Here is a 15130-nt window from a genome sequence, read left to right as displayed (position 1 = left end):
GCTCCTTACTCGGCCACTTGAAGATCAATATCTTGACCTTCCTGCAAACGGACGTAGGCTTTTTTCCAATCGTTGCGCTTGCCCATACCGTAGCGAGTGCGCTTGGTTTTGCCCTTTACATTCAAAGTGCGAACGGCCTCAACCTTCACCTCAAACAGCTGCTCAACTGCGGCTTTAATTTCCGCCTTGGTTGCATCTGTTGATACTTTAAAAGCTACCTGATTACCCGCATCACCAGCCATAGCTGCCTTTTCGGAAATCACCGGGCCGCGCAGCACGTGATAAATTCGTTCCTGACTCATCCCAGGACCTCCTCAAATTTTTTCAGGGCCGCTACAGTGACGATGACCTTGTCGAAACGAATCAAAGAGACTGGGTTAACCCCGTTAACATCACACACATCAACTTTGTGCAGATTGCGAGCAGACAGGTACAGAGACTCGTCCACCTCTTCGGTGATGATCAGCGCTTCTGTCACGTCATACTGAGCCAGCTTCTGCAGCAGGGCCTTGGTTTTTGGTGATTCCAACGCGAAGTCTTCAACCACCACCAAACGCTCCTGACGAGCCAACTCAGACAAAATGCAACGCAAAGCACCGCGGTACATCTTTTTGTTGAGCTTCTGCTCATGGTTACGCGGCTTGGCAGCAAAGGTAGTACCACCACTGCGCCAGATTGGGCTGCGAATAGTACCAGCACGAGCGCGACCAGTACCCTTTTGACGCCACGGCTTTTTACCACCGCCAGACACTTCAGAACGGGTCTTCTGAGCCTTGGTACCCTGACGAGCACCGGCCAAGTAGGCAACTACCGCCTGGTGGACCAAATCCTGATTAAATTCACGACCAAAGGTAACCTCGGAAACACTGACAGTGCCGCCTTTACCCTCTGGAGTAGCAATCGTTAATTCCATTAGTAACCCCCGAATTAGTTGCGAGCTTTAACTGCTGGACGCACGATCACACGACCGCCAGGAGCACCCGGCACCGCGCCTTTGATCAACAGCAGATTGCGTTCGGTATCGACACGAACAAGCTCCAAGTTCTGTACAGTGGTACGGACAGAACCCATATGACCAGCCATTTTCTTGCCTTTAAAGACACGACCAGGAGTCTGACACTGACCGATAGAACCGGGAGCACGATGGGATAGGGAGTTACCGTGAGTAGCATCCTGGGTGCGGAAGTTCCAGCGCTTAACACCGCCGGCAAAACCCTTACCCTTAGAAGTACCAGTCACATCAACTTTTTGACCCGCCTCGAAACCCTCTAAAGTAAGCTCTGCACCTACTTCGAAATCAGCTTCAGCGGTATTACGCAGCTCCAGCACCGCACTACCTGCTTCAACACTCGCCTTAGCGAAGTGACCAGCAGCCGGCTTGGAAACTCGGGAGGCACGACGAGAACCTACAGCTACCTGCACGGCGGCATAGCCATCGGTTTCGACGCTCTTGACCTGAGTAACGCGATTGGATTCAATCTCAACCACGGTTACAGGAATGGATTCACCCGCATCCGTAAAGATACGAGTCATGCCGCTTTTGCGGCCGACAATACCTATTGTCATCTCTTTTAGACCTCTCAGTGTACGGGGCTTTTACCCGCTATGGCCGCCCATTTCAGAGCGTTACACAAACCCGGCATATGGCACGGGATTTCGGCAACTTGTAAACCTCCCACCAGTTTTCAGCACACGGCCGAACACGGTAGAAAGTGGAGTTTATTAACCGAGACTAATTTGAACCTCAACGCCTGCAGCCAGATCCAGCTTCATCAGGGCGTCTACGGTCTTCTCAGTTGGTTCAACAATATCCAACAAGCGCTTGTGTGTACGAATTTCGTATTGATCACGCGCATCTTTGTTAACGTGAGGCGAGATCAGCACAGTGAAACGCTCTTTGCGAGTTGGCAGCGGAATCGGGCCGCGCACTTGAGCGCCTGTACGTTTGGCTGTATCTACGATCTCTTGGGTAGAAGCATCGATCAACTTGTGATCGAAAGCCTTCAGGCGAATACGAATACGCTGATTCTGCATTGAACCGAACTCCAAAAAACTTAAAGAACTTTTCCAGTTAGGACCCTTTTCACCGCAGGGGGCTGAAAAAGGAGGCGCAATTCTAATGACCGCTTTTCCCCATGTCAAACCTTCTTTAGGGGAAAAATGCAAAAACAGCCAACAAATCGGTAAGCAAGCGACTCAACGGCCTAAAAAAGGATTTTAGCCCCTGCTCCTACCACACCCTGTAGATTCCCCCGACTTAATATCCACCGCTTGGCGCTAAAGTTACCATATATAACCATTTGGAATATTTAAGCGCCAGTTGGCCAGGTACGAAGGCAGCCCCTCTCAAATGATCAAAGAACAATATGACGCCAGGAGCAGATTTTTAGGAGAAGGGGAGTAACTATGATGCAGTCGAGTCACACCGACCTGTAGATGTATCGCGTTAACTATAAATAGAGGAAGGAGATAACAGACTGCATATCACCACTTCTAATAAGTCTATAAACCGATCAGCTGCTTGGCACATATCAATTAACGAAGATTTTACACAACAACTGATTGAATTTTATTCAACCGCGCATTAATTTACCCCCAGCTTTTTTAGGATGCTTTTATCCACTGAACAGCAGACGAGAAGTTCGTAGCCGTTAAGAAATCCTCTATGAACGCTAATGATTTACATTTATATAACGCACAGGGTGCAATTGGTCGCACTAAGCTACCGCTGGGAAAAAGCGCCGCACTGCTGCACTGGCACAAATAACAGAAATTAAGCTAATGTTTAACCTTAACCCGTTAAATGAGCATTCAGCAAAAGCCGTCGCGGAGCTAGGCATTAGTCGTTGTTTTTAACCAGAAACAAAGAACACAAATGCGCTGAAGACGATTGCGTGAGTCAACCCCACAAACTCTTCGCGGAGCCGCAAAAGGAAAATTTGCTAAGCAAAGTGCTATCTATTTGCAGCAAACAACACTAATACCGAAGAGCAGGAATCGACAAGCGTAATGGAAGACATATTTATGAACAGCTCTTCGGCATTAAACTCACCGATACACCCTATCCAGTTAAGCCGCAGTGAGGCACCATCGGCCACGCTTGTGTCAAACCTTGCCACCTCAGATTTGAGCCAGATTGACCTGTCCCCACTTAGGGCCCACCAGGGTCACCACACCGCCATCACTTGTCAGCAACAACAACTCACTTATGCAGAGCTGGTCAGTAAGAGCAATCGCCTAGCCGAAATCCTCCGTCATACAGGCACCGAGCTTCACGCACCGGTCGCCATTGCCCTTCACTCCTGCACAGAGCTGGTTGTCGCAGTGGTTGCCCTGTTAATGGCCAAACGCACCTTTCTGTTTGTGAGCCCGGAAGAGTTACAGGCGCTGCCATTTACAATCAATTGCGTGCTTACCGATCGGCCCCTGCCGGAAGCGGCCGCCACCTTGATGCAGATAAACCTGCACGCCGACAGCTGGCTGACCAGCCCCACCCATTCCGATCAGGCTGAGCCAACTCCGACCACACCGAACAAACATCCTACGGCCATTAAGCTCAGCCGCTTCGTTACCCCAGACGCCAACGTGGTCTACCACCAATTGCCGGAAAGTCGCCTGATTTATCCACTGCGATGGGCCGCTGCACATTTTCCGCTATCCGCCGGCGACACCGTCGCCTTCGTTGAGCCCGCCGACACCGAGATCAATGTTTGGCAACTGCTGTGGCCGCTGCTGGCCGGAGCCACACTCGCTGTCCGCAGCCCTAAGGAAACACTGGCAAGCTTCCTGGCAAAGCAGGAAGTTACTCACGTGGTGCTCGGCAGTAACAGTGTTAACGCCACCATGGTGGCTCTGCGCGAAAGCACTCCTGCCAAGCTCAAGACGCTTATCTACTGCGGCCCAAGTCCCACCACCGAGACACTTAATACGCTCAACCAGCAGGCCAAACACATAGCAGTGGCCTATTTTATCCACCCAGCCACCCTCGGCGAGCTGGGTCTAGCCTGCCACCTTCGGGTCAACGACACCAGCAACCCTGAGCTTGCCGGCCAGCCCGTATCGGGCAACGCATTTCTGTTACCAAACAACAGCGACGTCATCGACAGCGCGGAAATCGCAACCAATCTGCGACAAAACCTGCATTTTGCAGCAATTCCCCTCCAAGCCAATAGCGATGAGAAATCCTTGCAGTGGCTCCCAACGGAGATTAAAGCGTCCCAGATCCAGGCCAACGTATATCGAATCCAATTGGCCGCAACCGCCGAAATAGCTCCAGAGACCAAGCCCAACCCCAGAAAGCCGAATGATGTGGAGCTAAAGCTTGCTGAGATCGTGAGTGATACTCTCTCTCTGGACTCCATCGATGTGCAGGACAACTACCTCGAACTCTGCCCCGACATGGAGCAACGGGAGGTGATTGCCAATAAGATCAATACCATCTTTGACCTCGCCCTCCAGGCCGAAGACCTAGAGCGCTACCCGACTATTACGCAACTGGCGGAACCCGCCAAACAGTCCCGAAAAAAGCTAGGGACCATGCTGGTCCAGCTCAACAAAGTAAAGGATCAACCCAGCCTCTTTTTTGTCTGCGGCATTGCTCTGTATGGCAATTTGGCGAAAAACCTCGGCAATAACTACAGCTGCTATGGCATCTACGTGCCCGAGGAAGAGGCGTTCATCAAAGCTGACGAGAAGCTCAACAGCTACACCCTGGAAGACCTGGCAAGGTGCTATGTCAAAGCCATAAAAAAACACACCCCAAACGGCCCCTACACAGTAGCCGGCGCCTCTTTTGGGGGCGTACTGGCTTTTGAAATCGCTCGCCAACTGCAGCAGATGGGCGATACCATCTCCGGCCTGGTAATATTCGATGCTATCCTCCCTGGCACCATTAAGCGCACCTGGGCCTCGATTAAAATCTCTGTCGGACGCCGTTTGAGAAGACTTCTCAGCAAAGAGACACTCTACAAAGTTCGAAAACAGTTAACTTCACTAACAAAACCCAAGAAAGCGCCTAAAATTACAGCAGAGGCGAGAAAGAAACAGCTCACCAATATCCTGAAAGGGCCGCGGGTGAGGGATTATTTTTATAACAAGCCCACCTTCGGTGAACCGACACTGATCGTCCGGGCTGGTTACCAGGGTGAACAGAAGCTGGCCCCCGACTTAAACTGGGGGTCAAAATTAACCGGGCCAATGATTCTTTCCGAAGCGCCGGGAGATCATCTGGAGATACTCCAGAGCAAAGAGACCGCAGATCTGATCGTCCAGTTTCTTCGCCCTCGCTGCCAACAATAGGGGTCGGCTAGCCAACACGATTGGCAATGCAGTTTCCCATAACAATTACTAGGATGTAGTTATGACAGATGTAAAAAGCAAAATCAGAGCTTTCCTGGGCGAAGAGCTCGAAGTCGATGTTGCCAGTATTAGCGATGACGACGCACTGTTTACCAGTGGTCTGGTCGATAGCTATTCGCTAATTGAATTGTTGAGTTTTCTGGAAACAGAACTCGGTTATAGCGCAGACTTTGCCGACCTCAACGTCGACGACCTGGATTCAATCAACTCGCTTCACTCTTTGGTCGCCAATAAAACCGAAGAGGCATGATTCTCTCCTTGCGCATTGGTGGGCACTCTTTGCTAGCGCACCGCCAATGCCAAGCGATGATTAGTAGGCCCAACAAGCTACACCCTCCACTCTTGGCATGGCTGCCCACACAATTAACACCGGCAAACGCGCTAGCAGACATTGATGCCAATCCCTCTCCTTATGTTAGCAAGTGATCCGGCCCCACTGATGAACCGCCTCTTCCCTAAGGTATTTTGCCCACCAATATTGCAGACTCAACGGGGCAGAAGATGATTCGGGTAACGCCAACCAATGCCTCTCTCCAGCCCGTGAGGCCAGCACAGCGCAGCACTATCAATTAGCGATCCAAACCATGATCTACAGCCTCGATATATTCGATACACTTATTCTTCGCAAAGAAGCCCCAATCGATACTCTAATGCGACTCCCCGAAGAGTACCGGGCCGCACGCCTTGAGCTGCACGAACAGCACTATCCCACGGCAGTCGATGAGTTCTATCGAACAGTAGGCCAGAGCATACAGCTGGAACTCGATATAGAAGCAGAGCAGCTGGAGGCCAACAGTGAAATTTTAGCCTTCATCGAGCGGCATCCAGAGGATACCTTTATATTAACCTCTGATATGTATTTAACCTCTAGCCACCTAAGCTACCTGCTCAACAAGCTAGGAATCCCAGAGTTTTATAAAGAGATATTTGTATCCTGCGAACACAACTGTTCCAAGGAGGGGTTTGGCAAACTGTTCGACGTAGTGGCCGAACGTTACGGCCGTGAGATTATTCATATTGGCGACCATCTAAAGCACGATTTTATGCATGGCTCCGCCAAGCTACTACCAGCGGTACATTATGTGCGTGAAGCCACCCGCTACCAGCCAGACTACAGCTCCCCAGAGGCTTATTACCAAGGTTATATCGACAACATTCTAGCCCCAGCCATGTGGCTGACCATTGCCAAAATTGACGATCTGATTGAGCGCTTCCAGATCGAACAGATTGTCGTACTCGGCAGCGTATTCGACTTCTATAAAGACTTACTCGGCAAACACTTTCCGAAGCTTCCATTTAAAAAACTGGAGATATCGCGCTACAACATCCGCTACATAAGCTACAACCACCTCGCCCCAAAGGATTTTGCCAAGCAACTGCACACAGAATCTTTCCTGAAACACTTTTTTCCAGATCGCTTCACTGACACGGGCTTCGACAACAAAAATATTGTCGAAAAATTAAAACACCTGCAGTGGGTCACCGAACAGGAACGAGAAACATTGTCGGCACGGGCGACAAAGGTCGAACAGGAGTTTGTTGAGCAGCTACAGGCATTGCAGATCGACCGAAAGAAAACGCTCTTTTTGGATTTTGGTTATCAAGGTTCGTTTTGCGAGCTACTACAGCACGTACCCATGCTCGCCAATGGCAACAGCGAGCTGTTTTTAACCGTCAAGGAAGAGAACAAAAGCAGCTGCCACTATGGCTTACTGATTCCACAACTCAACCTCCCCAGTAAAGTACTACGCGACCCTTTCTGGATATTGGATTCGGAAATTATTATCAAACGCTCAGCCAAAACGCCAATAGCCTTCGGCGAGGCACACCAAAACAGCCTGGGCTGGGCAGCCATGTACGACACCTTGTTAACAGCGGTCGATCACTACCAATCAAACCAGACCCCATACCAAGTAGAAAAAGAGCTTACCTATAAGCTGATCAAACACATCAGCACCATGCAGAAAAACTATTACAATGTGTTCAACTGGCTGTGTGAGAAAGTTCGCTACAACAAGTACAGCATCGCAGCAGGCAGCGATGGCATTATCCACAAACGACTGGGCTATGTTCAGGTGGATACACAACCTGCGGCCAGTAACGAAATTGCCCAGTTTCAAACCAGCTATATTGATGCCGAATGGCTGGATTTGATTAGTGCATCAACCGATAACAAGCGGCACCCGCTGTTTCGCTATCACTGTTACCTAAAATCCATTGAATGGCTGAATAAAAATCTAAGAATAGAAGAGAACTGAACCCCAGCCAGTAGGCCACAACGACTCACCAGGAGCGAACCAAAAATTCACCGGGGTTACAATTACAGTGGCCACTTATAGAAAACCGCTTAGATGGTCAGCATTTGAGCCTCTTTAAGGATCTGCAAGTGGAAGTCCGGCGACTCAGCCACCTTTTTATGCTGTGCGGCGGTAAGCTTGCGTACCAACTCAATACGTTTTTCGTCCTGCGCAGATTCACTAAAGAAATTTTTGTCGAACGCGGCTGATTTCTTCCAGGCCTTTTCCGTCCATCGCAATGCCTGAATGTAGTAATTTTGTGTGGCAAAATTCTCGGCCGAGATCTCACCATTGGCCAACGACTGCTTTAACGCCAGGCAGTGCCCCAAGGCAATGGTCATCCCCTGGCCAAATATTGGGTTCAATGAATTTACCGCATCACCTAGGGGTAGGTAACCTTTTGGCAGTTGCTCCTGACACTGGTCGAATCGACGCCAGATAGCGTGGGATTTCTTGAATGTTTGCAACCCGGAACTCGGCTCGGCCTCTTTCACCCTCTGCCAAATTCGATCGTCCGGTAACGAGGCGATACTGTCGTACCATTCAGCCATGGTTTTCGGCACCGGCTCACGGTCCCGACCATGCAGTGACACGCACCAGCTATCGTTTTCCACGTCCAGCAATGAACCTCCCAAATTGGAAACGCCCGCCTCTGGCACAATTAGAATGTTCTCTTTTTGGGTTAGGAATTGTACCGGCTTTTTAAAATGCACCGTCGAGTAAAAGATATGGATCGGTGAGCGGTCGGTCGGTATGCTTTGGCCTGCGTGCTTGTTAAGCCATTTGGAAAGCACGCCACCAACACCCGACGCATCAACCACCAGGTCCGCCTCGATGGTCGCGGTACGCTCGCCGCATTCAACCCCTTTCACCCGACCAGACTCTATCTTCAAACCAGTCACCTGCGCCTGCAGCGATTGGACATTCGACAGGGAGAGGAAGCGCTCGTATAGCACCGACTCCAACAACAGACGGGAAATACCGATAAATTCCAAATCTAACGGCCTGGTCATGCGCCAGGCACCATATTCGAAAACCTGCTGATCACAACCGGCATTGATGCGCGACGCACCAGCATTCATTAAATCCCGATCCAAGCCAGGATAAAATTCACACAGAATATCCAACCCCGCTTTAAGCAGTATGGAGATATGGGCCCCTTGAGGTACATATTTACGGGTGGCGACCGGTGATGGACGAATATCTTTATCAATAACTGTAATTTGCTCGCAATAATCGGCCAGGGCTGCCGCGGCAGACATTCCAGCAATACCTCGACCAACAATAACCGCTTTCATTGCACCACCCACTCAACGCGCTGTCTATTTAAAGGGAGAGCCACCAATCGCACTGTCGTTAGCTCATCATCTGTGCTGACTTAAACATAGCCAGGTGCGCATCAAAACTTGCCAAGGCTTCTTTATGTTTGTTTTTAACCATCATCTGCAACGCCTGGAATTTTTTATCGGCTGAAGACTCTGCACTGCCAAACATGGATTCGTAAGCCAGAGTCTGTCGCCAGGCAGGAAGGGAGTGCTTGATAGCTTTGGCGATATATTCCATTTGTGCAGAATCAGTATCATCCGGGCGAAAAGTCTCGCCCAGGGCACTCGCGTGCAAGAAGGCCAAGGTCATTCCCTGGCCAAAAGTCGGATTCACGCTATTGATGGTATCCCCCAGCGGGAAATAACCTTTGGGCAGATCCACCACTTTATCAAAACGACGAAGATAACTGCTGGACTTCTTAAATTTTTTCAACGGGCCAATCAGCTCCGCCTCTGCTATACGTTGCCAGATAGCCTCTGTCGGCAAGGTTTTAGCGTATTCAGTCCATTCGGCAGCGGTCTCCGGCGGGCTCACCCCATTGCGGCCATTTAGCGACACTACCCAGGTATCGTCTTCAATATCCAACAAGGCACCACCCCGCGACTCCGTTGGGCCAGTAACAATAAGTACATTTTCATGAGTTGAGCGCCACTGTTCCGGCTTTTTCAAAAAGCCGGTGACATAGACGATATCGGAAGCCACATCCTCTTTACAGCTTGCTAATTCAGGAAACGATTTCGCCAATTTGGCCAACAAGCCACCCGACAAACCCGAGGCATCGACCAGCGCCCGGCAATAAATATCCGCAACGCCATCATCACCGCCAGTAACGGAGACACCGACGATACGCTCGCCCTCAAGTAAAAAATCAGCCACTTTGGTTTGATCCACCATTGTGACATTCTTCAACCCTGCCAAACGGCTGCGAATTTTCGACTCCAACAACATACGTGACTGGCAGTAGATGTTGATACCCAGATCACGATCGGGCATCCACTCTCCGTATTCGAAAATCTTTTGGTCCAAGCCCGCGCGCAGCAAAACGGATCCACTAGCGACAAGCTCCGCGTGCAAACCAGGAAAGACCTTTTCCAAAACATGACCACCACCCACCAGCAAGCTGTGCAGATGATTACCCTGCACAATACTTTTGCGGAACCTTGCGGATAAATCCAAAGCGTCTTTATCGATTAACAGCACGTGTTTACAATTAGGAGCCAGCGCAGCTGCGGCCACCATACCGCCAACACCACCGCCGATTACAAGACAATCAACCGGCTTGGCCGGATCACTATAGGATTGAAGCTGCTGCAGTGGTTGATTCATAGCTGGGTAACCTATCCGTTTGCTTTTATCTGATTTTATGACACGTGCTGCATCAATAACGAATCAGGATCAAGGCAGATCAATTTCTGCCTTAATTCAATAACATTAAAAATTGATAAATATCCTGCAGCTCTGCTTCGGTGAAATTTTTAAAGCGCGTACGCGCCACCGTGCCCATTAACCCGGCATCTTCGCCACTCAATTTAATCCCGGTACGCAGCAGATGCTGAAATTGATCAAAACTGTAGGCATGGGCAATAATCAGGGGCGGCGCACCACTTTCCATGCTTCCCTGCAATGTCTCCCCATGACACTCGGTACAGGCACTGCGAACCCAGCGCTTACCCGGCAGATCCGGATAGTGATCATAAAATTCGGTACTGGCACTGACCGCCTCCTCAAACGGATACTGGTACTCACCCGTAGCGATCTGCCACCGCCATTTTAAGCCGATGGTACCTATCTCTATGGGGTTCGGCTTGGTCGGCATGCTGCGAATAAACGCCAACATCTGGCCGATTTGTAGATCAGGTATTTCTGAATAGCCGGCGATAGGCATCCCCAAAATCAACGGCCGTCCATCCGTGCGCAGCCCTGAGCGGATAATCTGCGCCATCTCCGCGTCGTTATATTTTTTTATCACCTGTGTGAGATTGGCGGAATGATACTGCCCAAGAAAAGGGGCCCGATGATAGGTCTTGCCGGCCAGATCCGAGCCATGACAGCCGATATAACAACCATAAATAGCAGTAAGCCGCCGCCCTTCATCGATATTTTCATCTGTTGCCGGTACCGGCTGAAAGGGCGGGATGCTGGTCGCAAACAAATTCCGCAAACGAATTTCAGAAACGGTGTAGACAGAAGCCTGCGCCACGACTCCCAACAACAACACAGCATAGCCACCTAACCGCAGCCACCTATACCGCACAAAGAGCGAAGAGAGCTGCCGTATACCAGGCACTGCTGGGGGCTGTAACAGCTGCTTTAAAAGTGGCCAGTTTCGTAAATAGAAGTAGATGAATGCCGCCATCACAACCAACAGCATTCCCGCCAGCAAATGTAGATAGACGTTACCGACGTTTAATGACCTAACCAACACCTCGCGCAAACCACTGATGATGGTGAAGTGCGTTAAAAAGGCGATCAAAGACCAGTGAACAATTGCCAACGGCTTTAGCGAAGCAAAACAACCCGTAACAAGCCAAGCAACCGTCAACCAAAACGCAATGCCCGTCAGCGCCAATAGCAATGTCGGCCAACTATTTTGGTAACTGCCAAGCCCAGCCCAACCATGAAACAGCCACTGCCCCACAGCAAAAACCAGAACCGCCATAAGTAACCAGCCGCGTGCTATTGACGCGGGAGAAAAAGAGCGTGGCAGCAACCATCCAAGCAGAAAGAAAATAAAGCTTTCCGCCAACAGATCAAACGGATAACCAACCACGCCAGGCGCAAATGCTAGATAAGCCCATACGGCAAAAGCCGGTGCAAACAACCATTTAACTACCGCCATTTTTTGACTAAGCAGTTCAACCAGCTGCACCAGTAGAATACAAAGCACTATCGCCATCAACAGCCATAGATGATTGGCCGGGCGTGCCACCAGATCAAAATAGATATCATTCAAAACCGCCGCACTACCGGTGTAACCGGAAAAAACCACCTCCACCAGATTTTGAACAATCACCCAAAGGATGAATAGATAGAGCAACCAACCGACCAGTCTCGGCCCGGATAGCAGCACTCCCGCAATTCGTGCGTAGAGGGCTCCACACAAAAACAGAAGCGTAGGAACCAAAAAACTGTTGATAATGCTATCGGCTATATGGAAAGCAGAAGAGAAATCTCCTACCGACTTGGCAAACAGTCCATGTTGGGAAGCGGTGTAGGCTGACAATAAAACTAATATTGGCAGCGGAACTACCAGCCACACCAAGCTTGATTCAATACGCCCCACGTCCCCATTGGAAGATTTGGTATTTGTAAGGCTTTGCATGATTTTAAATTACGCAGGTCTGAGAGTTTTGCTTTGATAAATCTCAAGCAGCTGTTTTTTGCACACTTTGCCGCTGACATTCGTTGGGAATCGATCGATGAATACAATCTTCTCTGGGATTTGATACTCCACCAGATGTGTGGCTAGATCCTTTTTAATCACAGCCGGCGTTATAGCCTCAGGTGCATCACCTTTGAGGATGAGATAGCAGACGGTGATATTCTCTTTAATTTCATCGGGCACAGCGATGGTGGTGACATCCTGCACATAGGCCAGCTTGGCAATGTAGGAGTCGATATCCAGCAGATTGATACGATAGCCCCGGTACTTGATGGTATCGTCCATACGGCCGACCACAAAAAATTCACCACGGGGATTACAGTAGGCCAGGTCGCCAGTGCGGTAGTATTGCACGCCATCAATAACCACCAAGGCCTCGGCGGTTTTCTGCGGGTTTCTAATATACTCCGACATTATCTGTGCGCCACAGAGCAGCAATTCCCCGCGCTCCCCCGCCGGCTGAAATTGCCCATCCCGATAAATATGCCCTTGCACCTCGGTGTTGGGAGTACCTATGGCGACGTTATGATCTTCGCAATCCAGCGCTTCATCGAACTGAATTTTCTTGGCGTGCGAGTAGATGGTAAATTCGGTCGGCCCGTAAAAATTGGAGATTGACTTACCCTGAAAGTGGGCCTGCACCTTCTGATAGAGGCCGTAGCTGAATCGGGCACCACCAATCATTACTTCTTTCAGGCTGGTGAAATCCGCCTTCGAGACAATAAATTTATCCAACATCATATTAATGTTGTTTGGCACCGTGCTAAGCGTGGTGATCTGGTAGTCAGCGATCTCCTGAGCCAATTTAAAGATGGCACCATTAAAGCCGGTGAAGTAGAGCGAGCAGCGTTTGGTAAGCAACAGAATAAGATCTATCAGTGAGATGTCGAAGGTGAACTCGGTAACCTGCAGCACCCGGTCATCGGCATTCACCCCGGCCAGATAACCATCGAGCCATTGATAATAAGCAATAAATGCCCGCCGCGAGATCACCACACCCTTGGGCCTCCCGGTACTACCTGAGGTAAAGATAATATAAAGCGGAGTTTCACCGGTGAGTGTTGGTAATTTATGCAGAACAGCAGGGTTTTCAGGTTGCTGTAGCGCGCTCGCCAAAAAGGCCTGATCGATAATCAAACCCAGACCAGAATCTTCTTTTATCTCTTCTATTCGGCTTTCAGGAAAGGATTCAGAGAGCGGCACATAGGCCAGCCCCAGCGCCATACAAGCCAACATCGATAACAGATACTCGGGCTCTTTCGGCAACCGGATACCGACTACGGTAACACCCGCATCAGATACCGCCTTAAGGCTCTCGCAAATTTTTAAAAAACTTGCTCGGCTTTTGAGATAGGCCGTGCCATCACTAGAATAGAGTGCCGACGGATTGGCCATTGATGATAAGATCAGCTTTTGTAAATCCATTACGTCACCAGAAAGCGGAGTGTTCTCCTTTTGGCTATCCTGTAGTATAACGGCGCGCCGTTTGCCAAAATCAGCGCCAAGTATAGCATGGCCGATTGTGTGTGACGCCACGCTTTTAATCAAAGCCGACCAAAGAGCATATCCATGTCTCATCCGGGCAGCATCAAAGGAGGGTTTATGTTGTTGGAGCATATCAAGGAGCTGCTTCCCCAATTGCGCAGCAATGCCACACAGGCCGAAGAGAGCGCCAGTGTTCCCAAAGCCAACGTCGAACTACTGAGAAGTGTCGGCTTTTTTAAGGCGCTACAACCCAAAGCCTATGGCGGCCTGGAGCTGAACATCAGCGATTACGCCGAATGCGTCATGACCTTAGCCGAAGGCTGTGCTTCAACCGCCTGGGCCTGCTCGCTGCTCGCCAACCACTCTCACGGCCTGGGTCTATTTTCAAAAGAGGCTCAGGATGATGTCTGGGGAGCGGATCCAGCAACACTGGTCTCCTCCTCGGTGGCACCCATGGGCAAGTACCAGGAGGCCGATGGCGGCATTCGTTTATCGGGAAAATTCGGCTGGTCGTCGGGTTGCGATCATGCACAGTGGGCCGTTGTTGGCTACATGGGCGTGAATGAAATTGGCCAACCCGGCCCCTGTTATGCGCTCATCCCCCGCTCCGACTACACCATTATGGAAGACTGGGATTCTGCTGCGCTCAGTGGCACCGGCAGTAAGACCCTGGTGGCAGACGATATCTTTGTCCCGGCGCACCGCTGTGAATCACTCCTGGGTCTCAACGTTGGCATGAGCAAAGGCTTTGGCGTGCACCCAGGCAAAATCTTTTTACTACCCTACTCGCCAGTATTTTCACTGGGCTTCGCGGCCGTGGCCGCCGGCATCGCCCGTCGCACACTCGCCGTTTTTAAAGAGAAGACCAGCAATCGGGTGCGAGCCTACACCGCCGCCAGAGTGGCTGAATCCGCTGCGGCCTGCATGCGGCTGGCGGAGTCAACTTGTGAGGTTACAGCCGCCATCGAGCTGTTGCGCAAGGATTGGCGTGAAATGGATAGCGGCTGTGATGCAGGCAAAAAGCCAGACCCCGAACAGGTACTAAACTGGCGGGTCCACCAAGCTTACAGCGTGAAGATGTCGATCGCGGCAGTCGATCGGCTATTTGCCGCGGCCGGTGGCGGGGCCTGGTTCAGAAGCAATGAATTGCAGCGTTTGTTTCGGGATATTCATATTTGTGGCAACCATGCTCAAACCGATTTCGACATCGCCTCTCTCACCTATGGCAAACATCTGATGGGACTGGCTACCTCCAAGGAAGATTATTGACCTACTGGTCAGC

General features: G+C 50.5%; 12 protein-coding genes. 4 read left to right on the top strand and 8 right to left on the bottom strand.

Annotated elements, in window-relative coordinates; all coding sequences use genetic code 11:
* Window positions 1–5: 5 nt before the first annotated feature.
* From rplW to rpsJ, 4 genes are all read right to left on the bottom strand, one after another.
* Entirely contained in the window at window positions 6–302 is a 297-nt protein-coding gene (gene rplW / locus SBL51_RS20545) for a 50S ribosomal protein L23 (RefSeq protein WP_317933029.1), read from the bottom strand.
* Window positions 299–913: a 50S ribosomal protein L4 gene (gene rplD / locus SBL51_RS20540; RefSeq protein ID WP_317933028.1), complete on the bottom strand. Its 615-nt coding sequence runs from the start codon at window positions 911–913 to the stop codon at window positions 299–301. The genes rplW and rplD overlap by 4 nt, the downstream gene beginning before the upstream one ends.
* Before the next feature lie 14 nt (window positions 914–927).
* A complete protein-coding gene (rplC, locus tag SBL51_RS20535) occupies window positions 928–1566 on the bottom strand; it encodes a 50S ribosomal protein L3 (RefSeq protein WP_317933027.1) in 639 nt (212 codons plus the stop codon).
* A gap of 156 nt (window positions 1567–1722) precedes the next feature.
* The gene (gene rpsJ / locus SBL51_RS20530; RefSeq protein ID WP_317933026.1) at window positions 1723–2034 is read right to left on the bottom strand and encodes a 30S ribosomal protein S10; all 312 of its coding nucleotides are present in this window, start codon (window positions 2032–2034) and stop codon (window positions 1723–1725) included.
* 1068 nt (window positions 2035–3102) lie between these two features.
* Between rpsJ and SBL51_RS20525 the strand changes: the two genes are divergently transcribed.
* The 3 genes from SBL51_RS20525 to SBL51_RS20515 all read left to right on the top strand — a co-directional run bounded on the left by SBL51_RS20525 (window position 3103) and on the right by SBL51_RS20515 (window position 7616).
* Window positions 3103–5298, top strand: a complete 2196-nt coding sequence (locus tag SBL51_RS20525) for a non-ribosomal peptide synthetase (protein WP_317933025.1) — start codon at window positions 3103–3105, stop codon at window positions 5296–5298.
* Between the two features lie 61 nt (window positions 5299–5359).
* Window positions 5360–5608: an acyl carrier protein gene (locus SBL51_RS20520; protein ID WP_317933024.1), complete on the top strand. Its 249-nt coding sequence runs from the start codon at window positions 5360–5362 to the stop codon at window positions 5606–5608.
* Window positions 5609–6008: 400 nt separating this feature from the next.
* Window positions 6009–7616 (top strand): hypothetical protein, encoded by a 1608-nt coding sequence (locus SBL51_RS20515; protein ID WP_317933023.1) that lies wholly within the window; start codon window positions 6009–6011, stop codon window positions 7614–7616.
* Window positions 7617–7705: 89 nt separating this feature from the next.
* On the opposite strand, the gene SBL51_RS20510 is transcribed toward SBL51_RS20515, so the two are convergent.
* The 4 genes from SBL51_RS20510 to SBL51_RS20495 form a co-directional block, all read right to left on the bottom strand.
* Entirely contained in the window at window positions 7706–8953 is a 1248-nt protein-coding gene (locus SBL51_RS20510) for an FAD-dependent monooxygenase (RefSeq protein ID WP_317933022.1), read from the bottom strand.
* 58 nt (window positions 8954–9011) lie between these two features.
* A complete protein-coding gene (locus SBL51_RS20505; RefSeq protein WP_317933021.1) occupies window positions 9012–10307 on the bottom strand; it encodes an NAD(P)/FAD-dependent oxidoreductase in 1296 nt (431 codons plus the stop codon).
* 91 nt (window positions 10308–10398) lie between these two features.
* Window positions 10399–12303 carry an acyltransferase gene (locus tag SBL51_RS20500; RefSeq protein ID WP_317933020.1) on the bottom strand — a complete coding sequence of 635 codons (1905 nt, stop codon included), beginning with the start codon at window positions 12301–12303 and terminating at the stop codon, window positions 10399–10401.
* A 9-nt stretch (window positions 12304–12312) separates the two neighbouring features.
* Window positions 12313–13788 (bottom strand): AMP-binding protein, encoded by a 1476-nt coding sequence (locus SBL51_RS20495; protein WP_317933019.1) that lies wholly within the window; start codon window positions 13786–13788, stop codon window positions 12313–12315.
* 144 nt (window positions 13789–13932) lie between these two features.
* Between SBL51_RS20495 and SBL51_RS20490 the strand changes: the two genes are divergently transcribed.
* Complete coding sequence (locus SBL51_RS20490; RefSeq protein WP_317933018.1) at window positions 13933–15117, top strand: acyl-CoA dehydrogenase family protein; 1185 nt, start codon at window positions 13933–13935, stop codon at window positions 15115–15117.
* The last annotated feature ends 13 nt before the right edge of the window (window positions 15118–15130 follow it).

Origin of the sequence: Halioxenophilus sp. WMMB6, assembly GCF_033283405.1 — a bacterium.
Taxonomy (GTDB): domain Bacteria; phylum Pseudomonadota; class Gammaproteobacteria; order Pseudomonadales; family Cellvibrionaceae; genus Halioxenophilus.
The sequence above is the reverse complement of the archived record's forward strand: the minus strand, read 5'-3'. Positions and strand labels throughout refer to the sequence as shown.

Coding starts and splice junctions, on each gene's coding strand:
- rplC (WP_317933027.1), bottom strand. CDS start 1,566: ATGACAATAGGTATTGTCGGCCGCAAAAGCGGCATGACTCGTATCTTT.
- rplD (WP_317933028.1), bottom strand. CDS start 913: ATGGAATTAACGATTGCTACTCCAGAGGGTAAAGGCGGCACTGTCAGT.
- SBL51_RS20490 (WP_317933018.1), top strand. CDS start 13,933: ATGTCTCATCCGGGCAGCATCAAAGGAGGGTTTATGTTGTTGGAGCAT.
- SBL51_RS20495 (WP_317933019.1), bottom strand. CDS start 13,788: ATGGATTTACAAAAGCTGATCTTATCATCAATGGCCAATCCGTCGGCA.
- SBL51_RS20505 (WP_317933021.1), bottom strand. CDS start 10,307: ATGAATCAACCACTGCAGCAGCTTCAATCCTATAGTGATCCGGCCAAG.
- SBL51_RS20510 (WP_317933022.1), bottom strand. CDS start 8,953: ATGAAAGCGGTTATTGTTGGTCGAGGTATTGCTGGAATGTCTGCCGCG.
- SBL51_RS20520 (WP_317933024.1), top strand. CDS start 5,360: ATGACAGATGTAAAAAGCAAAATCAGAGCTTTCCTGGGCGAAGAGCTC.
- SBL51_RS20515 (WP_317933023.1), top strand. CDS start 6,009: ATGCGACTCCCCGAAGAGTACCGGGCCGCACGCCTTGAGCTGCACGAA.
- rpsJ (WP_317933026.1), bottom strand. CDS start 2,034: ATGCAGAATCAGCGTATTCGTATTCGCCTGAAGGCTTTCGATCACAAG.
- rplW (WP_317933029.1), bottom strand. CDS start 302: ATGAGTCAGGAACGAATTTATCACGTGCTGCGCGGCCCGGTGATTTCC.
- SBL51_RS20500 (WP_317933020.1), bottom strand. CDS start 12,303: ATGCAAAGCCTTACAAATACCAAATCTTCCAATGGGGACGTGGGGCGT.